The organism is Corallococcus exercitus, from assembly GCF_003611585.1.
Taxonomy (GTDB): Bacteria; Myxococcota; Myxococcia; order Myxococcales; family Myxococcaceae; genus Corallococcus; species Corallococcus exercitus.
The window spans coordinates 1-20,163 of record NZ_RAVW01000061.1; the positions used below are offsets into that span (position 1 = coordinate 1).

A 20,163-nucleotide genomic window follows, 5' to 3' on the forward strand; every position below is an offset into this window, starting at 1 on the left:
GGTCCGGGGCCTCGGGGGCCGGGTGGTGTAGAGAGGACCGGGTGAGTCGTTCCCCGGTCCCCACGTTCCCCGTCGCCACGGCCGCCTTCCAGGGCGTGACACTGCTCTTCTTCGCGGGCTGCGCCGCGTGGCTCGTGCGCGAGTCACGCGAGCTGGGAGGTCGTCCCGGGATGATGTCGCTGGGCGTGGCGGTGGCCTCGGGCGGACTGGCGCTCGTGGCGCTGGGCGCGCTCGTGGGGCTGTCGCGCGGCGGGAGGCTGGTGGCGCTGCGCTCGCGCGCGGAGATGGGCACCTATGCGCTGGTGCTCGCGACCATGGGCGTGCTGGCGCTGGTGGGGCTGCGGCTGCTCTCCGCGGAGGGCCGGCCCGCGCTCGCCACGTTCTGCCTGGGCGTCGCCGGATGGCTCGCGGGCGTGGGGCTGCACGCGGTGCCCGCGCTGTTCCTGGGCCCCACGGGCTTCATCGACTCGCTGGGGCGGCGCACGCCGTTCTCCCGGCTGGAGTGGTTCTCGTTCCAGCGGGAGCAGGGGGACCTGCCGCGCGTGCGGCTCCAGGCGGGGCAGGGGACGCGGCTGCTGCTGGCCTCGCGGCTCGACAGCTCGGAGGAGGCGGCGGTGCGGGCCGCGCTGCTCGGGGCGGGCCTTACCGTCCGGCGGCGGTAGTGCCCTTCCACGGGTCTCCGCCCACGCCGAAGGCCTCCAGCTGGAAGGACTGGGTGCCGGAGACGCGCACCAGGCCCAGCACCGGAACGGCCGGCGACCACTGGGCGGTGATGCCTCCCGCGTACGAGTACTCCGTCACCGCCAGCTTCCTTCCGGCGATCGTCTCCGTGCCCTGGCGGAGCGGATGCGGTTGTCTGTCGGCGCCCGGTTGGTTGAAGGGCGCGGGCGTGTCCGACGGCGGCCGGCCCGGCACCCGCAGGCGCATGAGCAGCACGCTCTTCGCGCTGAAGCGCTCGCCCTCCACCAGGAAGTCGAAGCCCACACGCCCGGTGGCGGGCACGTCGAACTCCAGGAGGAGCCACCGTCCGCGCTTGCCCTCGTGGCGTCCCGGCCCGCCCATCTTGATGACGAACTGCGGAGGCCCGTCCGGTGACGTGTTCAGGTAGCGCGCCCAGCCGCCCTCGCGCACGACGAGCGGCAGGCCGAACAACGCATCCGGCGCGTCGCCTTGCGCCCGCGCGGGCAGGGCCGTGAAGCCCACGAACAGCAGCGCCAACAGCGTCAGGAGCCGTCCCATGCGTCCTCCCCATGTCCCTGGCAGCTTGTCCGACGCGGAGCCCCGGACCGATAGTGCTGTTTCCATGCGCCGCCTCCTGGTTCCCGTGTGCACCGCCGTGCTGCTCTCCGCCACGCCGGCCATGTCCGCCGCGCCCGACGCGGGCCTCACGCCGTCCCGTCCCGCCGCGAAGGGGGTGTCCACCGACGCCGGAACACCGGCTCCCTCCGACGCCGGAAAAGCGGCGTCCTCCGATTCGCCCATCGCCCCCGAGCGCCTCGCGGAGGCGCGCGCCCTGGTTCCGCCCCTCTTGCTCTACGGACAGCTCCAGCCCGTCGTGGGCACGTGGGTGGAATACCTCGTCACCCCGAAGGGGGGCAAAGGCTTCCCCGTGCGCGCCGCCGTGGTGGGCGAGACGCCGCGCGAGCGCGACACGCTCTACCAGGTGGAGGTGGACTACCAGACCGCCCCCCGCGCCCTCATCATCGTCTGGGTGGCCCGCGCCGGCACCGCCCGTCCCATGGTGGAGCGGCTGGCGCTCTCGGTGCCGCCCAACACTCCCGTCTCCGTCCCCGTGGACCTGCTCGCGGATCACACCGAGCTCCGGGGCGCGCTCGTCCGCCAGCGCGACACGGAGCTGCGCTCCGGCCCCTTCGCCGGCAAGGCCCGGGAACAGACCTTCCGCATCGAGACGGGCACCCAGGTGACGGTGGTGACCGCGAACCAGGTGCCGGTGTTCGGCGTGGAGTCCCTGCGCGAAGCGGAGGCCCTCTGGACGGCGCAGAAGAGCGGCACCGGTGCCCGGCCCGCGCTGGACGCCGTGCCGCTCACGCTGCCGCGGCTGCCCGTGCCCTGACTTCAGCCGAACGGGTAGCCCAGCACGCAGTAGAAGCCGCGGATGTAGATGGTGAGCGCCGCGAACATATCCGGCGCGAACGTGGTGATGGCGACGCCGCCGAAAAAGAACGCCATCAGCAAGATCGTGAACTCGGCCAGGGCCTGACCCCGCGAACGCGGACGGCGCAGCCACCGGTAGCCTCGCGACAACCAGCCATTCATCGATTCGACTCCTGGGGAAGAGGGGCACGCTCGAGCACGAACGTGATGAGGGATTCGGGGGGGCCGTCCTTGTCGATGGGCGACAGCGTCAGCGACAGCCGCTCACCGGGACGCTCGAACTCCAGCAGCTCCACGCCCCGCGCCAGGTGCCCGCCCGAAGGCATGTAGCCGCGCGAAGGCAGCTGCGACCGGTAGAACTCCGCGAGCATCGCGGGCGTGCCGTGCGCCACCTGCGTGAGCGTGGTGCTGCCCGCGCTGCCACCGGCGCCGCTGCCCTCGTCCAGGCGCAGCACCGTCACCACGCCCGGAGGCTGAGGCAGGGACTCGGGCGGCGTGCCCTGCAGGTGGACGCCCTCGGGCGCCTCCACCAGGGATGGGAACACCAGCGTGCGCGTCGTCGCGCCGCCCACGCGCAGGGTGGTGACGGCCACCAGCGCGCCAATGCGGTCGTCGTAGTAGTTCACGGAGCCGCCGCCCGAGCCGTCGTCCTGCGTGACGATGTTGCGGCCGCGCAGCCGGAACTCGCGCGCGTAGTACTCCAGCACCTCGCCCGGCGGATGATCCGTTTCGAAGTAGCCCATCTCCATGGGGCTGCCGTTGGTCATCATCCGGCCCATGGGCACCATCGTCACGCCGGGGAAGGACGGCATGATGCGCATCAGCCGGCCCACACCGGCATCCGGGAACGGCGGCGCCGGGGGCAGGGCGATCTCCGGTTGCGAGGGCGGCTTCGCCGGAAGCTCCCGCGACGGAGCGGGCGGATCCTTCAGCACCACGGCGGTGGCCACGAGCGCGAGCAGCCCGCCGAGGCCCAGCCAGCGCGTGAGCGCGCCTGTGTGGTCCGACAGTCCGCTCATGGGACCGCGCAGGCGTCGCTGGCGTAGTGGAAGTACGCCGCCGCCGCGGAGGTGGACTTGATGTAGACGGACTCCGGCTCGTTGGAGAAGGCGGCGCCCTGGAAGAAGTTGCCCCGGCACCGGTAGGCGCGCATGGGCCAGTTGTCACCATAACCACCGGAGTTATCGAGCCCGCGCTTCGTCTTGATGGCCTTGGGCTCGCAGCTGCCGTAGCAGTAGCTCGTGTCATTGCGCCAGTAGGCGGCCAGGAGCACGTCGCCGGGCACCGTGCGCGTCGACGTTTGCGCGTTGTAGTTGCCCGCGGCCGTCACCTCGCGGATGAGCACGGACTGGCGGATGTAGTCATCGGAGAAGGGGAAATCGAGCCCCAGCACGCCCAGCACCGACGAGATGGAGTTCATCGCCCCGCCGCTCACGCCCGCGTAGACGATGTTCGCCGAGCGGTCGTGCGTGAGCTGCTCCACGCGCGGATAGGTCTGCGCGGGATTCTCGCCCGGGCCCCAGGCCCTCCACGTGTCGTGGTAGAGGTAGAAGTGCTCCTGGAAGTTCAGGTCCAGCTCATCGCCGTCGAAGCCCGTCGTGTAGAGGGCGATCTCCCGCGGGATGATGTGGTTGACCAACCGGACCCGCACGTCCGTCTGGACCGCCCCGACGCTGGGGTCGAAGCCCATGTCCTCGGCCAGCTTCGCCGGCGAGCCGCCCAGCGCGCTGACGGCGGCGGCGGCGATACCGCCCACGCCGGAGTTCGCGCCCATCTTGGACATCGCCACGTCCTCGAGCGGCGCTTCCGCGTTCTGGGCCTGGACCTGGATGGTGAGCCCGTTGCGGTAGGCCGTGCCCAGCGTGCCCGTCTTGGTGGAGCCGTCCAGGTCCTGGTAGCGCTGACGCGCCTCCGTGGTGACTGCGGAGAGGTCCTGGCGCACCGTGCGCTCGAAGGCCACGAAGCGCGCCATCTCCGCCATCTTGAGCTTCGCGCGCTGGACCTCCCAGAAGTAGTTCGCCCACAGGATGAGCACGACGAGCAGCGGCGCCAGGAGCGCCAGCTCCACCGTCGCTGCTCCCCGCGCCGCGCGGCGGCCCGAGCGCGTCATCAGTAGTAGATGCCGTTGAGCAGCCATTCGCTGTCCTTCCAGGCGGGCACGATCCACTTGAGGTGGTCTTCGTCCCAGTGCGTGTTGATGGGCGCCAGGCGCGCCGTCCAGAGCGGGTTGAAGAAGTTGGGCTCCTCCTTCCACGTGTTGGGACGGTGGTAGAGGGCGCGGCCCACCGCCATGGCCATCATGCCGCCCGTGCGCTCGCGGAAGTCCTCCGCGTACTTGTCCTGCTTGCCGCCCACGTACCGCCAGGTCATGTCCAGGTATGACTCGTAGATGCCCTCCTGGGTGTTCTCCTCCTCCTTGTCGAACTTGTGGCTGCCACTGCCCTCCATGAACGCGTTCTGGGACAGGTTCTCCAACTCGTAGACCGGCTTGCTACCGGTGCGGTCCGCGCCCATGTCCTTGCTCAGGATGATGAGGTTGCACGGGTAGCCGAAGTGGTTCTGCCGGGGGTTGATGAAGCTGGTGTCGGACGTGACGAACGGCGTGATGCCCATCCACGGGTGGTGGTCATCCGTCTTATTGGAGCCGTATTCCTGGTGGAAGCCGCCCCGGTTGTCCGCCGCCGCGCGGAAGCGCAGCTGGAAGATGGTCTTCCAGCCGAAGAGGAAGCAGGTGGGGCGCACCTCGATGCGGATGTCGTCCGACGCGTAGAGCTGGTCCTTGCGGTTGCCCTCGAAGCCCTCGTCGAAGCTCTTGATCTGGCTGTCCGCCGTCTTGCGGATGCGCAGCTGGCCAATGACGACGCACAGGTTGAAGTCCCACTTGCGGCCAATGAGGATGGGGCCCTTGCCCACGGCCGTCCACTCGCGGCGCACGCCGTTGGCCAGGTTGCCCATCAAGAGCCGGTACTTGGCCATGTTCGGATCCGACAGCTTGTTGGCCTGTACCAGCTTCCCGCGCGTGAGCATGCCGGTGGGGTCCAGTCCCATGGTGGGGCTGCTGCTCAAGGGACCGTCGTCGATGACGTGCAGGAAGTTCTTGGCGTTGGAGTAGTTGATGTCGCCCTGGTTCTTGAACAGCGATGAGAGGGAGGCGTTGGTGAAGGACTGCCCCGAGTCCATGTCCTTGGGGACATCCGCCCGCGGGTCGGTCTTGTCGATGACGTTCCCGTGTCCCTTCGAGGTGTAGAGGTCGAAGAGGGTGCCGGTCAGCATGGCCTCCTGGGCCAGCCACAGCGCAATGTTGAGCGCTGTCAGCACCGGGATGAGGAGGCGTGAGACGGTCTCCACCGTCACCTTCCAGGCTTTTATCGCCGTGGAGACCGCGGCGAAGACCGCGCCGACGCCTGGGATGTATTGCAGGTACTTGGCCGCCGTGCCGATGGTGCGGTCCAGGTACACCGCGTGGCTCACGTAGGACATCACCGTGAGCATCGCGGAGTAGTGCACGATCATCGCGCGGTTGGTGTACGCGAGGAAGTTGTAGGCCCGCGCCTCCTTCACCGCCAGCGAGTACGCCTGCGCGTCCGCGGCGTCCTGCAGCTTGATCTTCTCGTACACGCCCTGGCCGATGTTCACCGACACCATGATGGTGACGGCCAGCACCAGCATGACCACCACCCCCAGCACCATGGCCTGCCCGCGCTCGTCGCGCCGCAGTCTCCGCAGAATCTGAAACATCGAGGGGGCCTTCTGGCCGGCGTCGGGGGAGACGCTAGCCGTCCACGGCGCACGCGTTGGGGCCGCGCGTACCGCTGTTGAGGAGGTTGGACTGCATGCGCATCGAATACGTGGCCACGATGGGGATGGCGAAGACGTTGCTGTTGGCGAGCGTGCGGATCTTCTGATGGTCGTCGCTCTGGCCCGCGCCCGCGTCCTCCAGGTGGTCCGTGAGGCTGCCGCCGTTCACCTTCTGGGTGGTGAAGTTGACGCCCCGCATGGCCAGGCCGTTGAGCGCCTCGCGGCCCATGTAGAAGGCGTGCAGCTGCCAGTTCGCGAACGGGATGCGCATCTCGTAGAAGTAGGTGATGCGCACCGTGAGGAGGTTGGCCTCGATGACCTGCGGGTTGCGGATGTCGTCGTAGTCCAGCTCCCGGCCCTGCATGTGGGAGCCGTAGGAGGAGAAGAGGGTGGGCAGCTGGCTGCGCCGGGGGTTGGTCACCTCCACCCGCACGCGCTCCAGGTCCACCTGCTTGAAGCGCTGGTTCTGGGCCGCCTGACTCCCCAGCGTGTACGCGTCATGGACGATCGCCACTTTGATGAGCGTCTCCACCCGGCCCGGGCCGCCTGAGTTGGGGGGGCCCAGGGTAGGCAGGACCGCCGCGTAGGCGGCCTTCTTCATCAGCTCGCAGTCGCCGTGGTTGACGATGCCCGAGCGCGCCGCACGGTACGCGGCGTACTCCGTCATCAGCCGCGCGTGGTGCAGCGTCCCCAACTGGAGGATGCCCAGGATGAGGAACACCATCACCGGGATGACCAGCGCGGACTCCACCAGCGCCTGGCCTGACTCACCGGGATGGGTTGGCAGGGACTTTTTCATGGGACGCCCAATCTTCACACGGTGTGTCATGGGGATGCCAGTCGGCGTCCGCCGGAAGAGGCCACCTGTTGGGTGGTGGCGGTTTCTACCGGGAGCGCCGCGCGGGCTTCGGGCCGTGCACCAGCGTGGCCACGAGTGTCTTCACCAGCGCTTCCGCCGGTGCGCCCTGGAATCCGGAGCAGGTGAGCTTGAGGCTGATGATGCCGTGCAGCCCCGCCCAGAACACCTCCGCCAGGCGTTCGGCGGACGTGGCCTCCAGGGCCCGGCCATCCGCCTTCAGGTCCTCGAAGGCCCGCACCAGCAGGGCGAAGGACTTCGGGCCCGGGCCCTCCTTCTTGTCCTGGAAGAGGTCCGCGGACAGCTTGGGGTCCTCCATGAAGATGAGGCGGTAGGTCTCCGGGTGCTTCAAGCCGAAGGCCAGGTACGCCTCCGCCAGCTGTGACAGCCGCTCCGCGGAGTCCTTCACGGCGGCCGCCGGCTCCAGCGCCGCGAGCAGCTCCTGGAAGCCGCGCACGCACAGCTCACGCGCGATGGCGTCGCGGTTCTCGAAGTGGAGGTAGAGCGTCGCCGGCGCGTACTCCACCGCGTCCGCCAGCTTGCGCATGGAGAGGGCGCCAAAGCCTTCCTTCATCACCATGTCGCGAGCCACCTGGAGGATGTGCTCCCGCAGCTCCCCCCGCTGACGCTCCTTGCGCTCCGTGATGCCCATGTCACGAGGTTAGGCCTTGACGAAACGAACGGCCAGCAATAAATGAACGGTGTTCACCGAACGGTGTTCATAAAAATATCGGCCGTTCAATTCATCCGGGAGGACGACATGGAGACGGTGGCGTTGTTCGGCGCTTCGGGCGTCATTGGGCAGGGTGTGGCGCGGACGCTCCAGGCGCAGGGCCGGCCGTACCGGGTGGTGGGGCGCTCGGAAGCAAGCCTCCGGAGGGAGTTCGGCGCGGACCCTCGGGCGGAGGTGGTGACGTGGAATCCGGAGGACCCGGCGTCCATCCGGGCCGCGGCGCGGGGCGTGCGGACCCTCATCTACATGGTGGGGGTGAACTACTGGCAGTTCCACCTGCACCCGGAGCTGATGCGCCGCACGCTGGACGCGGCCATCGCGGAGGGCGTGGAGCGCGTGGTGCTCATCGGCACGGTGTATCCGTACGGGATGCCGCGCACCGCGACGGTGGTGGAGTCCCATCCGCGCGAGCCGAACACCTACAAGGGCCGCATGCGCAAGGCGCAGGAGGACCTGCTCCTGGAGGCGGACGCGGCGGGCCGGATCAAGGGCACCATCCTCCGGCTGCCGGACTTCTACGGACCGGGCGTGGAGCGCAGCTTCCTGTACCGCGCCTTCGTCGCGGCGAACCAGGGCAAGCGCGCGCCGCTCATCGGGCCGCTGGACACGCCGCATGAGTTCGTCTTCGTCAACGACGTGGGCCCTGTCGTCACCGCGCTGATGGACGAGCCCCGCGCGTACGGCCGCTTCTGGAACCTGGCGGGCGCGGGCGCCACCACGCAGCGCCAGATGGTGAAGGAGATCTACGCGCAGGCGGGCCACACGCCGAGGACGATGACGATGGGGAAGACGCTGGTGCGGCTGGCCGGCCTCTTCGACCCGTTCATGAAGGAGCTGGTGGAGATGTACTACCTGCTCACCAACCCCGTGCTGCTGGACGACTCCGCGCTGCGCGGCCTGCTGGGCACGGTGCACAAGACGCCCTACGCGGAGGGCATCCGCCAGACGCTCGCGGCCCTGCGCAAGGAGCAGGCGGCGAAGTCACGTCCGGCGGCGGTCCCCGCGGCGACCTGAGCCGCGGCCCTCAGGCGGTCCGGGGGGAAGGGGGACGCGCGCCGCCAATGCCGCGCTCGCGCGTGCGGGCGTTGGCCAGGCGCTGCCGGTGGCCCCCGAGCAGATCGCTGCGGGTAAGGATGCCCACGACGTGCTCCGGCCTTGCGCGGGAGACGACGGGCAGGCGGCCCACGCCCTCTTCCACCATCAGGTCCGCCGCCTCGCGCAGGGAGCTGTCGTCGAAGACGACCGCCGGGGGCCGCTTCACCACGTCCCGCATCCGCCGGTCGCCGCCCGACTGGCCGTCCAGCAGGTCCCGGCGCGTGACGACGCCCACGAGCGCCCCCTCCCGGGAGACGACGGGGAAGCCCTGGTGGCGGGAGCCCGCGGCGTCGGACGTGAGCCACGTGCGCACCTCCTCCAGGAGCATGTCCGCCTGCAACGTCACCACGGGCTTGAGGCCGTGGTCGCGCACGAGCGCCTGGCCCAGCGCGTCCGCGCCCAGCTCCGTGGGGATGCGGACGCCGCGACGGGCCAGCTTCTCCGTCATGATGGAGTGACGCATGAGCAGCGCGGACACCAGATAGGACGCCGCGCAGCCGGCGAGCAGCGGCAGCAGGCCCATGGGCTGCCGCGTGGTCTCGAAGGCGAACACCACCGACGCCAGCAGCGCGCGGGACGCTCCGGCGAAGAGGGCGGCCATGCCCACCAGCGCCGCGACGCGCACGTCCACGCCCAGGCTGGGGAACAGCTGCGTGGCGAGCAGCCCCAGACCGGAGCCCAGACCTCCGCCCAGCGTGAAGAGGGGGGCCAGCGTGCCGCCGGACGTCCCGCTCCCCAGCGCGACGGACCAGGAGATGAACTTGAGCGCGCAGAAGACGAGCATCGCCGTCCCCACGAAGCGGCCGGACAGGATGTCCTCGATGTTGGTGTAGCCCACGCCCAGCGTGCGCGGGGACACCAGGCCCACCACACCCACGACGATGCCGCCCAGCGCGGGCCACCACATCCAGTGGATGGGCAGCTTCTCGAACGCGTCCTCCAGCCAGTACACCGCGCGCGTGCACAGCACGGACGCGCCGCCCACGATGAGGCCCAGCACGCCGTAGAACACGAGCGCCGTGCCGGACGGCGTGGTCAGGTCCGGGATGGCGAATGCCGGCGCGCCGCCCACGAAGGCGATGCGCACGCTGGTCGCCGTGGCGGTGGCCAGGGCCACGGGGATGACGGAGCGGGGCTTGAACTCGAAGAGCAGCAGCTCCACGGCGAGGAGCACGGCGGACACCGGCGCTCCGAACGTGGCGGCCATACCCGCGGCGGCGCCTGCGGCGAGCAGTGCCTTGCGCTCGTCCGCCGTGACGTGGAGCACCTGTCCCAGGAGCGACCCCAGCGCGCCGCCGGTGGCGATGATGGGCCCCTCCGCGCCGAACGGGCCGCCGGTGCCGATGGCGATGGCCGACGACAGCGGCTTGAGCAGGGTCATCCGGGGCGGGATGCGGCTCTGGTTGAAGAGGACCTGCTCCATGGCTTCCGGGATGCCGTGGCCCCGGATGGCCCGCGAGCCGTAGCGCGCCATCAGCCCCACGATGATGGCGCCCGCCACGGGCACGAGCACCACCCAGCCTCCCAGCGTGTTGTCCCCGGGCGACACCGGCTGCACGGACAGCCGCCCGAAGAAGGCCAGGTTCGTCACGAAGTGGATGAGCGTGCCCAGCCCCTGAGCCACCAGGCCGGCGGCGACCGCGAGTGCCACCGCCAGGAGGCTGATGAACACCGTGCGGGAGTCCACCGCCACGGAGGCGGCGGGGGTGCGCAGGCTGGCGAGCGCGGGGCCCATCGACGGGGCCACGGGGAGGCCGGCCCGTTCCTCCGGCCTCTCACCCAGGCCCTCCTCGATGCGTTCAACCTCAGGCTTCTTCATCCGTAGGCTCCTGTGTCTTGCGGCGCCGCGATGGGCGCGAGGATTCGTCTTCGAAAAAGAGCGGGGCTTCGTCCCCGTCCAGCCCCAGTGCGCGCACCCAGGCGTCCAGCCCTTGGACCAGCCCCGCGCGCACGTCAGGCTTCAGGCCGCGCAGTCCGGAGATGAGCTGGGCCTGGGCCATGGGCGGCGCCTTGCGCACCAGCGCGCGGCCCTTGGGCTCCAGCGCGACCTCCACGCGGCGGCCGTCCTCGTCGGAGCGGCGGCGGCTCACCAGCCCCTGCTCGATCAGCTTCGTGACGACGACGGACACGCTGCTCTGGTGCGTGAGCGTGCGCTCCGCGAGCGCATTGATGGAGCAGGGCCCGGACTCCGCCAGCGTCTGGAGGATGAAGAGCTGGGCGCCGCTGATGCCCACCAGCCGTTCGGAAGCACGAGCGGAGACCCGCAGCAGCCGCACCAGCCGCCGCACGCCGTCCATGGCCGCGCGCACCTCGCCGGAGACCTCCGCGGGCGGCGTCGGTCGAATTGAATGGGAGCCCATATATCTGCCCGCAACCTACGGGGCAGGGTTCGCGGGCACAAGCAAAAGCGAGGGGGATGCCTGGCCGCTCGGTGGCCGGACGGAGCGCGGAAGAGGGAAGGACTCACCGTCGGAGCGCGGGCGGTGCATGTCACCGCGGGAATCCCAGCGAGGCCCGGCAAAGGTGCCCGGGCCTCACTGGGCAAAGCGACCGCGGCTCAGGTGCCGGCGGTCTTCCGGCGTGGCGGTGCAGTGCCTTGCGTCGCGGCCGGAACCGGCGGGGCCGGATGCTCACGCTGGGCCAGCAGCCAATCCACGAAGAGGCGCGCGGCCGGGCGCAGCCGCCGGTGTGAGGGGTAGACGACGAAGTAGCTGGCGCGGGTGGGCACGATGGGGCCGGGCAGCCGGATGAGTCGGCCGTCCGCGAAGTAGGGCGTGACGATCTTCTCGCGCGCCAGCGCCGCGCCCAGGCCCTGCACCGCGGCCATCAGCGCGCCGGTGGTGTCGCTGAAGCTGTAGCGCTCCTCGACGCGCACCCCGCGAACGTCCGCCGAGCGGAACCAGTCCTGCCAGCCCTGGCGGGAGAGGTCCGCGATGAGCGGGAGCTTCGCCACGTCCGCCGCCTCGCGCACGTGCTCGATGCCCGCGAGCCGCGAGGAGGCCACGGGGAACAGGGCGTCGTCCATCAGGGGCTGCGCGCTCAAGCCCGGCCAGGGGGGCTGGCCATAGCGGATGCCCAGGTCCGGCCCGCCCTCATCGAAGCGGGTGAGCGCCATCTCCGTGTCCACGTGGATCCGCACGTGCGGGTGCAGGGTCGTGAAGCCCGGCATGCGCGGCAGCAGCCACGCGTACGTCAGCGAGTGCACGGTGGTGACGCGCACCACGGCGTCCTCGTCCCGCGAACGCTTGAGGCCCCCGAGCACGTTGTCCATGTCCGACAGCGCGGTGCTGGCGGCGTCCGCGAGCTGGCGCCCCTCGGCCGTCAGCGCCACGCCCCGGGCATGCCGCTGGAAGAGCACGACCCCCAGCCGGTCCTCCAGCTTGCGGACGTGGTGGCTGACCGCGCTGGCGGTCAGGTGCAGCTCCTCCGCCGCGCGAGCGAAGTTCTGGTGGCGGGCGGCGGACTCGAAGGCCGCCAGGGCGGGGAGCAGGTCGGTGCGCAGGGTCATGGGCCGAGCCTCAAATCTGGCTCATGTCTGACACGGAAAGGATGCGCTTGTGAAGCGGAGGTGGCGGCGTGAAGAAAGGGCCAGACAGAAGTCAGATTCCTTCCTCGCACGAGGGGGCCATCATGAGCGCATCCGTTCCCCATCCCCAGGCCGTGACTCCCACCTTCACCCGGGCGTGGCTCACGCCGCTGGAACTGGGCGGGCTGGCCGCCATCTGGGGCGCGTCCTTCCTGTTCCTGCGCATCGCGGCGCCGGCCTTCGGCCCCATTCCCCTGGTGGCGCTGCGCCTGGTGCTGGGCTCCGCGGTGCTGATGCCCTTCCTCTGGCGTGCGCGCTCGGTCATGCGTCCCGCGCTGTGGCCCCGGCTGGCGCTGGTGGGCGTCATCAACGCGGCGGTGCCCTTCTCGCTCTTCGCCTGGGCCGCGCGGCAGGCCCCCGCGGGTGTCGGAGCCATCACCAACAGCATGGCGGTGCTCTTCACCGCGCTGGTGGCGTTCGTCTTCTACGGCGAGCGCATCGGGGGCCGGCGCGCGGTGGCGCTGCTCGCGGGCTTCGCCGGGGTGGTGGTGCTGGCCAGCGGCAAGGCCGCGGGCGCGAGCGTCGCCTGGGCCGTGGCGGCGGGGACCACGGGCGCGTTCCTCTACGGCATCGGCGCGAACCTGGTGCGCCGCCACCTCACCGGGCTGCCGGCCGCCGCGGTCGCCGCCGCCACGCTGGCCTGCGGCGCGGTGCTGCTGCTGCCCTTCGCGGTGGTCATGTGGCCCACGGAGCCCATCGGCCTGCGGCCCTGGCTGGCGGCGACGGCACTGGGCATTGTCTGCACCGGCTTCGGGTACGCGGTGTTCTACCGGCTCATCCAGCGCATTGGCGCGGCGCGCGCCGTCGTCGTCACCTACCTGGTGCCGCTGTTCGCGGTGGCCTGGGCCTGGCTGCTGCTGGGCGAGCCGCTGACGCCCACCCTGCTGGTGGCGGGCACGCTCATCCTGGGGAGCGTGGCGCTGGGGCAGCCGCCCTCGGCGACGAAGAAGGCATGAGGCGTCAGGTCCGCTCGAACTTCCAGATGCGGTAGCCGTCGCGGACCTTGGGCATGAACCGGCGGACGACGAACGCCGGACCGCGCTTGCCGGCCAGCTCCAGCGAGCGCAGCGGGACGGAGGTGGAGGACGCGGCCGTGTAGCCCGCCTCCAGCAACGTCGCCTCCGGCGTGTCCGTCATGTCCTGGAAGGACGCGCCCATGCTGGCGAGCACCGCGTGCAGGTCGCGGCCGTACTCACGCTGGAAGGTGGCGCGCATCAGGTCGCAGTACACGGCGTGGTGGGGGAACACCTGGGCGAGCACCGCGAGCATGTCCCGCCGCTGCGCGTTCGACAGGTACATGAGCACGCCCTCGATGATGACGTGCGTGCGCCGCGAGTCCTGGTAGGGCGCGAGCTTGTGCGCGAGCGACTCCGCCGCGAAGTCGATGGAGAGGCGCTCGAGCGGGTTCTTCGCCTCCGTCACCGGCAGCTTCGCGTCCTTGAGCGTGATGATGGCGGGCTCGTCCACCTCCAGCCACCGGCCGCCGCGAAGCCGGTAGGCCCGCGTGTCGAAGCCCGCGCCCAGCACCACCACCCGCGCGTCGGGAGTCCGGTTCAGCTCCTCCTGCACCAGCGCGTCGATGATCTGATGCCGCCCGGCGTTGCTGGCGTTGGCCTCGAGGAAGGACTGGAAGCGGGCCCAGACCTGCCGCGCCTCGTCATCCATGAAGCGGGAGGCGAAGGTGTCACCGCACAGCGGCCGGGGCTGGCGTGCGTCCTCTGCCCGGCAGGCCAGGGTGTAATAGGCGGTCTTCGAGATGGCATTGGCCATGGGGAGGGCTCCTTGAAACCTGCGCGCAGCTTGCATGAGATACGGGCTTTCTCGAAAGGTTGGTCCAGATGCGATTCGTAATGGCGCTGGGCGTGGTCGCGTTGGGGGCGGGTTGTGCGCATGCCCCGAAGCCGGCGGACCCGGCCGCGCGGGCCCAGCAGCTCTCTACGGAGGCCGAGCAGGCCTATGACGCGCTGGACTTCGAGCGGTGCGCGGAGCGCTTCCGCGCCTCCGGCGAGGCGTACGAAGAGGGGCCGGACCGCGCGGAGTCCTTCTATCGCGCCGCGGGGTGCGCCTCGCTCGGGGGCCACGCGGAAGCGGCCGTGGACGTGCTGAAGCGCGCGGTCCAGGGCGGCTACTACGACGCGGATCATCTCGAATACGACCCGGAGCTGGCGGCGCTGCACCCGCTGCCCGCGTGGAGCGGCATCGTCGCGCAGGCCCGCGCCAACCTGGCGAAGGCACCCGAGGCGCCGTTCCCGGTGTTCACGCTCATGGGGCTGGACGCCTTTGGCTCGCGGCGGGTGGATCGGGAGACGGTCCGCCAGGTGCTGGGGCTGGAAGTAGGCAAGCCCATCGTCCACAGCGCCGCCGTCTTCAGGCAGAAGGAAAGCCTCCTGCGCAATCAATACAACCTCGTCTTCGCCCGAGCGGGCATGACCATGTACTTCGCCGAGGAGCGCAAGGGCACGGCGTTCGTGGTGATGGACATGGTGGATGCGGAAGATGCCGCGGTCCGGGCTCACGTCCTCGCCGCACCCAAGGGCCATCCCACGGATCCGGAAGGACTGGTCGCCCGGTGGGATGAGTATGAGCAGCGCCTGCAGCAGCTCCAGATGCAGGGCAAGCTCGCTGAGGACTCCACCTGCAAGGCCACGCACTGCATTGGAGGGTTTGGCCATCCGGACCTGGTGGCCTTCGAGCCAGAGTTCCTCGCGAAGGTCCCCAAGCACCTGGACGCGCTGACGGCGGTCCTGCGCGAGGACGCGGACGCGCGAAAGCGGGCCGCCGCCGCGTACCTGCTGGCCTACGCGCCCACGGCCCTGGAGACCGTCGAACGCCTGCGGCCCTTCATCCGGGATCCGGATGAGGGAGTGCGCAACAACGTGCTGCGCGTGTTGACGGCCACGCAGCAGGCGGCGAAGCAACCATTGCTGCACGTGTCCACGGTGGTGGACGCAGTGTCACTGCCGACGTCGATGGACCGCAACAAGGCGGTGTATCTGCTCACGTACCTGCTGGAGGACATGCCTCCAGGAGAGCTGAAGCTTCAGCGGACCGAACTCATCCGCCAGCTGGGAGACACGCTGGTCGCGATGTCCGCGCTCCAGCTGCCCATCAACCGCGACCCCGCCATCCTGGTGCTGAAGCAGCTCTCCGGTGAGCAGTACGAGACCGCCGACGAGTGGCGCGCGTGGCTCGCGCGTCAGCCAAAGACGGCGGGGTAGGGGGCCCGTCAGCCCGCGACGACGACGGAGATGGGCGTGGAGAACTGCCGCACGACGCAGTCCTCCGCGCTCCCGTCCTCCCACGCCAGCATCGCGAACTCGGCCGGCGCATCGAGCGCGACGATGGGGTGGTGCCACACGCCCCGGTGGTAGTTCACGCCCTGGCCGGGGCCGCAGACGAACGCGACGAGCCCCTCCAGGTCCGGCCCGCCAGAAGGCACGGTGGGCGCGACGCACACCAGGAAGCGCGAGCAGCGCATGGGCAGGAACGCCTGGCTCGACTGGGGATGGTGTTCCAGCAGCTTCACGGTGAAGGGCAGCGGCTGCGGCACGGAGCGGAACACCGCGAGGTTGGGCTGCGCGCCCGCCCGGCCGTTCTCCAGCCGCGCCGACCAGTCGAACCGCACCGCGGTGCCCTGGTTCGCCGAAGCGCCGCTCTTGAGTCCGGCGGACACGACGTCCCCGAAGGGCGCGAAGCCCTCCGGCGTCAGGGGCAGGGCGACGATGGAGCGGAGCGGGGCGGGAGCGTCCTTCATGGGGAGCCGACTATAGAGGCGCGTGCCCCGGGACGTCAGGCGGCGTCGGGCCGCGTTCCCGGCTAGGCTTCGCGTCCGGGAGGCCGCGATGCAGGCCCATTGCGAGCAGTGTGGCACGCCACTTCCGGGCCTGGCGCCCGGCCATGTCCTTCTCACCTGCCGGGGCTGCGGCGTGACGTACCACGTGCGCGACAACGGCAGTTTCCGCCGCGTGGACGGCCCTGTCGCCCCGACGGACGGGAAGCCGGTCGTGGCCCGGGGCTCGGTCTCCGTGGCGCCTCCCAACTTCCTCGTGGAGCGCGACGACGGGGCGCTGCGCATCGGGTGGACGGCCCCGTCCTTCGACGCGATGTACGCCGTGCTGGGCATCCTCCTCGTGGCGGTGCTCTTCGCCGTCCGTTTCCCCGACCAGGTCGCCAGCTTCGACGTGCTTGAGTGGAGCTGTGTGGGTGGGGTCCTGCTCATGGGCCTCTATCCGGCGATCGCCATGGCCCTCAACCTGACCTGGGTGGAGGTGAAGGGAGACACGCTGCGCATCACGTCGAAGCCGCTGCCCGTGTTCGGCGCCGCGGTCGTGGATGTGCGCACCCTGGACTCCCTCGCGGTGCACGCCTTCACGCGCAAGGGCGGCAAGGGGCTGTACGTCCTGCGGCGCTTCGCCCTGCACGCGAGGACGCGGGATGGACAGACGCTGACGCTGGTGACCGGCTTCGAGAACGAAGGCGATGCCGCCTGGCTCGCGGACACCCTGCGCCGTCACCTGCGGTTGAAGGACGGCCCCTGGGGCGAAACGGTCTCCTCGGACGACTGAGCGGGCGTGGGGAAGGGGCCGTGCGCGCTCAGTCCGCGAAGGAATTGGGCGCCTTGCTGAACCCCGCCTCCCGGTGGTGCACCAGCCGCTCCGAGCGCGAGGCGCCCTCCAGCGCGGCGATGATGGCCTTCTCCGCGTCCGGCCCCCACTCCTTCACCTTGGCCGGATCCACGCCCTTGTCCTTCACGTACTTCTCCAGCGCGGCGGCGGCGACCCTCGCGCCCGAGCCGGCGTTGACCGCGAGGTCGGTCATGATGGCATTGCCATACTCGCTGGTGACGACGTCCTTGAGCTTCAGCTTCGCCGCCTTGGGTTTGCCCTCGGCGTCCTTGCCCGTCACGGGCACGGTCGTGTTGCGGGTGCCGGAGATCTTCCCCTCGTCGGCATATTTGATCTGGGCCTGTTGCATGGCCGGGTCGGCGCCAGCGGCCATGAAGACGGCGGCCAGCTTCACGTCGGTGCGGATGGCCTCGGCCGCGGCAACGCCCTTGAGCACCGTGCCGTCCGGGCGGGTGAGCACCACGCCCTTGGCGTCGACGTCGAGGCCGAACTTGCCGAAGCTCTTCTCGTACTGCGCCGGGTCGGTCTTCTTCAGGTCGCGCATGAACCCGGCCAGCGTGCCGTTGCCGTCCTTGCCGAGCGTCCACTGGGTGAAGCCCCACGAGACGCGCCCGATGTCCCAGGTGTTCACCTTGCTGAAGGTGCCCTCCAGGCCGGAGATGGACGCGAGGATCTTCTGCCGGTCCTCGCTGATGCCGCTCTTCTCCAGCTGGGACGTGACCTGAGCGGCGGAGTCACCCGACACGGCGCCGCCATCCACCGCGCTCCACGAGTTCGTGTACGCCGTCTCACGCCCATCCCGCATGGTCACGGTCGTCCCGTTCACCGTGACCTCCGAACGGGTCTGCTTCACGGCGACCATGGGCGCGTACGCGTCCACCCGCGCGAGCAGGCCGTCCTTCACCGTCTTCGCCCGGGCCTGCGCGTCGGTGACCTTCGCCTTCGCCGCGTCGAGCGCGGTCTTCTGCGACTGACGGAACTTCTCCGCCTCGACGGGGTCCTTCGGCACCTTCGCCTTCTTCTGCTGCTTCTCCAGCTTGGAGAGCCCACGCTCGGCGACCTTCACCTCCGCGGTCGCATGGCGGAGGGAGGGATTGTCACCGATGTGATCCTTCAGCCACGCCTTGACCTTCTCACCCTCGGCCTGGACGGTTGCATCCGCGGCCTTGAGCTTCTCCTGCGCGGCCTTCTTCGCCGGCTCGGTGGTGGCCGCGTTGACGGCCGCCTGCGCCTTGTTGCGCGCCTCCACCGCCTTCTTCAGCGGGGCGTAGAGCTTCGCCTTCGGGGGCTTCCAGGTGGCGACGTTGCGGGGGATGAGGTCGTTGAGCTCGACGGCGTTCCCGCGCTGGAGGGTGCCCTCGTCCTTGGACTTCACCTGGATGCCATCGAGGTTCTTCTGGATGTCGCTCGCGGTGGCGGCCGAGACGGTCGTGGTCGCGGCGGCCTTGGCCGAGGCCTGCACCGGCGCGGTAGGGGCGGCCGGCCCCTGGCGTCCGAGCGCCGTGAGCGCGCGCTTCAGGTCCGCGCCCTCGAGCTCCAGGTTGAGCGCGTCCTCCAGCGGTGTGCCGGTCAGCTTCTCGTACTTCTGCGCCACCTCCTTGAGCTGGGAGGGGTCCAGGCCTTCCAGGGCCTGGAAGACCGCGGCCTCGTCGGTGCCCCAGATGTCATCCATCGCCGTCTTCAGCTTCGCCGCGGCGGCATCCGCGGCGCTGGTGGGCGCCGAGCGCTTCTGGGTCCCCGCGGACGCGGACAGCGGGTTGAAGGAGAAGCCCTGGTGGGAGGGGGGACGCCCGCGAATCTGATCCGCCAGCCGCTTGAGCGTCGCGCCCGAAGCGCCGCCCGCGACGGCCTTGAGGAGGAAGGTGCGCTCCGCGTCCGCGTCGGACCGGGGTGAGGCCTTGGTGCTGAGGCCCGCCTTCGCCAGCAGGGTCGACAGGTCCTTCTGCTGCGCGGGGCTGAGTCCGCCCAGGACGGTGGCGATCGCGCCGGCGTCGGTCGGGGACAGGCCGTTCGAAAGCGCCTTCAGCAGGGCCTGTCGCGTGGGGCCATCCGGGAGGGCGGAGAGCTGCTGCTCCATCTTCCGCTGCGCGGGGGCCTTCGCGCCCGCCGCGACCGGAGCGGCCATGGACGAGGCGGAGCTGGAGCGGCGCGAAGAAGCCACAGCCGCGGCTTGGGGCGCCTGCGTCACTGGCGTGTCCACGCTTGGAACGGACGGCGTCGTCGGACCGGGGAAGCCGGAGATCTTGACCATGGGGTCGCCAGCCTAACGCACTGTCTGTATGGCTGACATCCAGGGGCCGGGAACGCCGGGGGGCGGAGGGAGCGAGCCCAGGGCTCCCGGCCGGGGAAGGGCCGGAAGAACGCGGCGCGCCCCGCCTCCTTCCTGCCATCCCGAGCACCCGTCTCCACCGTGAGTGGGGGAGGCAAAGACAGTCATGGCGCAGGGATATTCCATCAACATCGGTTTGAACGCGGTGGATCCGAAGCACTACGCGGGCTGGGATGGCCAGCTGAAGGCGTGCGAAGCGGACGCCGAGGACATGATCAGCATCGCGAAGGCGCAGGAATTCAGCCGCATCCGCCCCTTCCTCACGAAGGACGCCACGCGCGCGAGCGTGCTCGCGGAGCTGGGCGAGGCGGCGTCGGTCCTCCAGGCCGGAGACCTGTTGTTGTTCACCTACTCAGGGCACGGCGGCCAGCTCCCTGACATGAACGGGGATGAGGACGACGGCCTGGATGAGACGTGGTGTCTGTACGACGGGGAGCTCGTCGACGACGAAATCTACCAGGCAATGTCGAAGCTCAAGGCCGGCGTGCGGGTCTTCATGCTCTCCGACAGCTGCCACAGCGGCTCTGTGAGCAGTGTGGCCTATGCGGCCCTGCGCTCCAGCGGCAGCCTGCAGTTGCTGGCGGATTCCATGCGGAGCACGGAGCCCACGGAGCGGCACTTCAAGGAGATGCCGCTGGGCATCGAGCAGCGCACGTATCGCGAGAACAAGGCGATGTACGACGCCATCCTGAAGGGGCTGCCCAAGGAGGACCCGAGGCTGACGCTCAAGGCCACGGTGCTGCTCATTTCGGGCTGCCAGGACAACCAGCTCTCCAGCGACGGCGTCTACAACGGCCTCTTCACGGCCAACCTGCTGCGCGTGTGGAACGGCGGGAAGTTCAAGGCCACCTACCCGACGTTCCACCGCCGCATCCTGCGCACCATGCCGCCCATCCAGTCCCCGGCGTACTCCATCATCGGAGTGCCGAGCCGCGAGTTCGAACGGCAGATTCCGTTCCACGTGGGCTGAGGCGGCAATCGACGTACTGCTCGGTGCCGGCACCGTCGAGGTGCCGCGCCTGGGCC

General features: G+C 70.2%; 20 protein-coding genes. 7 read left to right on the forward strand and 13 right to left on the reverse strand.

Translation table 11 applies throughout. The features are described from left to right. The first annotated feature begins 41 nt into the window (after positions 1-41). Positions 42-662, forward strand: a complete 621-nt coding sequence (locus tag D7W79_RS10605; protein ID WP_244221702.1) for a hypothetical protein — start codon at positions 42-44, stop codon at positions 660-662. Here D7W79_RS10605 and D7W79_RS10610 read toward each other — a convergent pair. Next, positions 643-1,239, reverse strand: coding sequence for a hypothetical protein (locus tag D7W79_RS10610; RefSeq protein WP_120525240.1), 597 nt, complete (start codon positions 1,237-1,239; stop codon positions 643-645). The two genes, D7W79_RS10605 and D7W79_RS10610, sit on opposite strands and share 20 nt — an antisense overlap. Positions 1,240-1,303: 64 nt before the next feature. Here D7W79_RS10610 and D7W79_RS10615 point away from each other — a divergent pair, with 64 nt between their 5' ends. After that, positions 1,304-2,074 (forward strand): hypothetical protein, encoded by a 771-nt coding sequence (locus tag D7W79_RS10615; protein ID WP_120525241.1) that lies wholly within the window; start codon positions 1,304-1,306, stop codon positions 2,072-2,074. A 2-nt stretch (positions 2,075-2,076) separates the two neighbouring features. On the opposite strand, the gene D7W79_RS10620 is transcribed toward D7W79_RS10615, so the two are convergent. From D7W79_RS10620 to D7W79_RS10645, 6 genes are all read right to left on the reverse strand, one after another. Continuing rightward, positions 2,077-2,277: a hypothetical protein gene (locus D7W79_RS10620; protein ID WP_120525242.1), complete on the reverse strand. Its 201-nt coding sequence runs from the start codon at positions 2,275-2,277 to the stop codon at positions 2,077-2,079. Next, complete coding sequence (locus tag D7W79_RS10625) at positions 2,274-3,134, reverse strand: hypothetical protein (RefSeq protein ID WP_120525243.1); 861 nt, start codon at positions 3,132-3,134, stop codon at positions 2,274-2,276. Before D7W79_RS10625 ends, D7W79_RS10620 begins: the two co-directional genes overlap by 4 nt. Beyond that, entirely contained in the window at positions 3,131-4,252 is a 1,122-nt protein-coding gene (locus D7W79_RS10630) for a pilus assembly protein (RefSeq protein WP_244221703.1), read from the reverse strand. Before D7W79_RS10630 ends, D7W79_RS10625 begins: the two co-directional genes overlap by 4 nt. Next, positions 4,225-5,853: a pilus assembly protein gene (locus D7W79_RS10635; RefSeq protein WP_120525244.1), complete on the reverse strand. Its 1,629-nt coding sequence runs from the start codon at positions 5,851-5,853 to the stop codon at positions 4,225-4,227. The genes D7W79_RS10630 and D7W79_RS10635 overlap by 28 nt, the downstream gene beginning before the upstream one ends. Before the next feature lie 34 nt (positions 5,854-5,887). Next, positions 5,888-6,712 (reverse strand): TadE/TadG family type IV pilus assembly protein, encoded by an 825-nt coding sequence (locus tag D7W79_RS10640; protein ID WP_120525245.1) that lies wholly within the window; start codon positions 6,710-6,712, stop codon positions 5,888-5,890. Positions 6,713-6,797: 85 nt separating this feature from the next. Beyond that, a complete protein-coding gene (locus tag D7W79_RS10645) occupies positions 6,798-7,421 on the reverse strand; it encodes a TetR/AcrR family transcriptional regulator (RefSeq protein WP_120525246.1) in 624 nt (207 codons plus the stop codon). 108 nt (positions 7,422-7,529) lie between these two features. Here D7W79_RS10645 and D7W79_RS10650 point away from each other — a divergent pair, with 108 nt between their 5' ends. Then, entirely contained in the window at positions 7,530-8,516 is a 987-nt protein-coding gene (locus tag D7W79_RS10650) for an NAD-dependent epimerase/dehydratase family protein (protein ID WP_120525247.1), read from the forward strand. A gap of 10 nt (positions 8,517-8,526) precedes the next feature. Here the strand turns inward: D7W79_RS10650 and D7W79_RS10655 are convergent, their stop codons facing one another. The 3 genes from D7W79_RS10655 to D7W79_RS10665 form a co-directional block, all read right to left on the reverse strand. After that, positions 8,527-10,416 carry a chloride channel protein gene (locus D7W79_RS10655; protein ID WP_120525248.1) on the reverse strand — a complete coding sequence of 630 codons (1,890 nt, stop codon included), beginning with the start codon at positions 10,414-10,416 and terminating at the stop codon, positions 8,527-8,529. Beyond that, a complete protein-coding gene (locus tag D7W79_RS10660; protein ID WP_120525249.1) occupies positions 10,403-10,957 on the reverse strand; it encodes a MarR family winged helix-turn-helix transcriptional regulator in 555 nt (184 codons plus the stop codon). Before D7W79_RS10660 ends, D7W79_RS10655 begins: the two co-directional genes overlap by 14 nt. A gap of 197 nt (positions 10,958-11,154) precedes the next feature. Further along, entirely contained in the window at positions 11,155-12,105 is a 951-nt protein-coding gene (locus D7W79_RS10665) for a LysR substrate-binding domain-containing protein (protein ID WP_120525250.1), read from the reverse strand. Positions 12,106-12,227: 122 nt separating this feature from the next. On the opposite strand from D7W79_RS10665, the gene D7W79_RS10670 reads away from it, so the two are divergent. Continuing rightward, complete coding sequence (locus D7W79_RS10670; RefSeq protein WP_120525251.1) at positions 12,228-13,139, forward strand: DMT family transporter; 912 nt, start codon at positions 12,228-12,230, stop codon at positions 13,137-13,139. A 4-nt stretch (positions 13,140-13,143) separates the two neighbouring features. Here the strand turns inward: D7W79_RS10670 and D7W79_RS10675 are convergent, their stop codons facing one another. After that, a complete protein-coding gene (locus D7W79_RS10675; RefSeq protein ID WP_158616936.1) occupies positions 13,144-13,953 on the reverse strand; it encodes a class I SAM-dependent methyltransferase in 810 nt (269 codons plus the stop codon). A gap of 68 nt (positions 13,954-14,021) precedes the next feature. Here D7W79_RS10675 and D7W79_RS10680 point away from each other — a divergent pair, with 68 nt between their 5' ends. Next, on the forward strand, positions 14,022-15,401 hold the full coding sequence (locus D7W79_RS10680) for a HEAT repeat domain-containing protein (RefSeq protein ID WP_120525253.1): 1,380 nt from the start codon (positions 14,022-14,024) through the stop codon (positions 15,399-15,401). 8 nt (positions 15,402-15,409) lie between these two features. Here the strand turns inward: D7W79_RS10680 and D7W79_RS10685 are convergent, their stop codons facing one another. Continuing rightward, positions 15,410-15,937, reverse strand: coding sequence for an ureidoglycolate lyase (locus D7W79_RS10685; protein ID WP_120525254.1), 528 nt, complete (start codon positions 15,935-15,937; stop codon positions 15,410-15,412). 88 nt (positions 15,938-16,025) lie between these two features. Between D7W79_RS10685 and D7W79_RS10690 the strand changes: the two genes are divergently transcribed. After that, positions 16,026-16,748 carry a hypothetical protein gene (locus D7W79_RS10690; RefSeq protein WP_120525255.1) on the forward strand — a complete coding sequence of 241 codons (723 nt, stop codon included), beginning with the start codon at positions 16,026-16,028 and terminating at the stop codon, positions 16,746-16,748. A 28-nt stretch (positions 16,749-16,776) separates the two neighbouring features. Here D7W79_RS10690 and D7W79_RS10695 read toward each other — a convergent pair whose 3' ends face one another. Next, positions 16,777-18,933, reverse strand: a complete 2,157-nt coding sequence (locus D7W79_RS10695; protein ID WP_208729690.1) for a hypothetical protein — start codon at positions 18,931-18,933, stop codon at positions 16,777-16,779. Positions 18,934-19,243: 310 nt separating this feature from the next. Between D7W79_RS10695 and D7W79_RS10700 the strand changes: the two genes are divergently transcribed. After that, a complete protein-coding gene (locus tag D7W79_RS10700) occupies positions 19,244-20,107 on the forward strand; it encodes a caspase family protein (RefSeq protein WP_120525257.1) in 864 nt (287 codons plus the stop codon). The last annotated feature ends 56 nt before the right edge of the window (positions 20,108-20,163 follow it).

Bases quoted from the DNA above. Each gene is read 5' to 3' on its own strand.
- D7W79_RS10610 (WP_120525240.1), bottom strand. From the start codon at position 1,239: ATGGGACGGCTCCTGACGCTGTTGGCGCTGCTGTTCGTGGGCTTCACG.
- D7W79_RS10615 (WP_120525241.1), top strand. From the start codon at position 1,304: ATGCGCCGCCTCCTGGTTCCCGTGTGCACCGCCGTGCTGCTCTCCGCC.
- D7W79_RS10620 (WP_120525242.1), bottom strand. From the start codon at position 2,277: ATGAATGGCTGGTTGTCGCGAGGCTACCGGTGGCTGCGCCGTCCGCGT.
- D7W79_RS10625 (WP_120525243.1), bottom strand. From the start codon at position 3,134: ATGAGCGGACTGTCGGACCACACAGGCGCGCTCACGCGCTGGCTGGGC.
- D7W79_RS10630 (WP_244221703.1), bottom strand. From the start codon at position 4,252: ATGGCTGCTCAACGGCATCTACTACTGATGACGCGCTCGGGCCGCCGC.
- D7W79_RS10635 (WP_120525244.1), bottom strand. From the start codon at position 5,853: ATGTTTCAGATTCTGCGGAGACTGCGGCGCGACGAGCGCGGGCAGGCC.
- D7W79_RS10640 (WP_120525245.1), bottom strand. From the start codon at position 6,712: ATGAAAAAGTCCCTGCCAACCCATCCCGGTGAGTCAGGCCAGGCGCTG.
- D7W79_RS10645 (WP_120525246.1), bottom strand. From the start codon at position 7,421: ATGGGCATCACGGAGCGCAAGGAGCGTCAGCGGGGGGAGCTGCGGGAG.
- D7W79_RS10650 (WP_120525247.1), top strand. From the start codon at position 7,530: ATGGAGACGGTGGCGTTGTTCGGCGCTTCGGGCGTCATTGGGCAGGGT.
- D7W79_RS10655 (WP_120525248.1), bottom strand. From the start codon at position 10,416: ATGAAGAAGCCTGAGGTTGAACGCATCGAGGAGGGCCTGGGTGAGAGG.
- D7W79_RS10660 (WP_120525249.1), bottom strand. From the start codon at position 10,957: ATGGGCTCCCATTCAATTCGACCGACGCCGCCCGCGGAGGTCTCCGGC.
- D7W79_RS10665 (WP_120525250.1), bottom strand. From the start codon at position 12,105: ATGACCCTGCGCACCGACCTGCTCCCCGCCCTGGCGGCCTTCGAGTCC.
- D7W79_RS10670 (WP_120525251.1), top strand. From the start codon at position 12,228: ATGAGCGCATCCGTTCCCCATCCCCAGGCCGTGACTCCCACCTTCACC.
- D7W79_RS10675 (WP_158616936.1), bottom strand. From the start codon at position 13,953: ATGGCCAATGCCATCTCGAAGACCGCCTATTACACCCTGGCCTGCCGG.
- D7W79_RS10680 (WP_120525253.1), top strand. From the start codon at position 14,022: ATGCGATTCGTAATGGCGCTGGGCGTGGTCGCGTTGGGGGCGGGTTGT.
- D7W79_RS10685 (WP_120525254.1), bottom strand. From the start codon at position 15,937: ATGAAGGACGCTCCCGCCCCGCTCCGCTCCATCGTCGCCCTGCCCCTG.
- D7W79_RS10690 (WP_120525255.1), top strand. From the start codon at position 16,026: ATGCAGGCCCATTGCGAGCAGTGTGGCACGCCACTTCCGGGCCTGGCG.
- D7W79_RS10695 (WP_208729690.1), bottom strand. From the start codon at position 18,933: ATGGCCGCTCCGGTCGCGGCGGGCGCGAAGGCCCCCGCGCAGCGGAAG.
- D7W79_RS10700 (WP_120525257.1), top strand. From the start codon at position 19,244: ATGGCGCAGGGATATTCCATCAACATCGGTTTGAACGCGGTGGATCCG.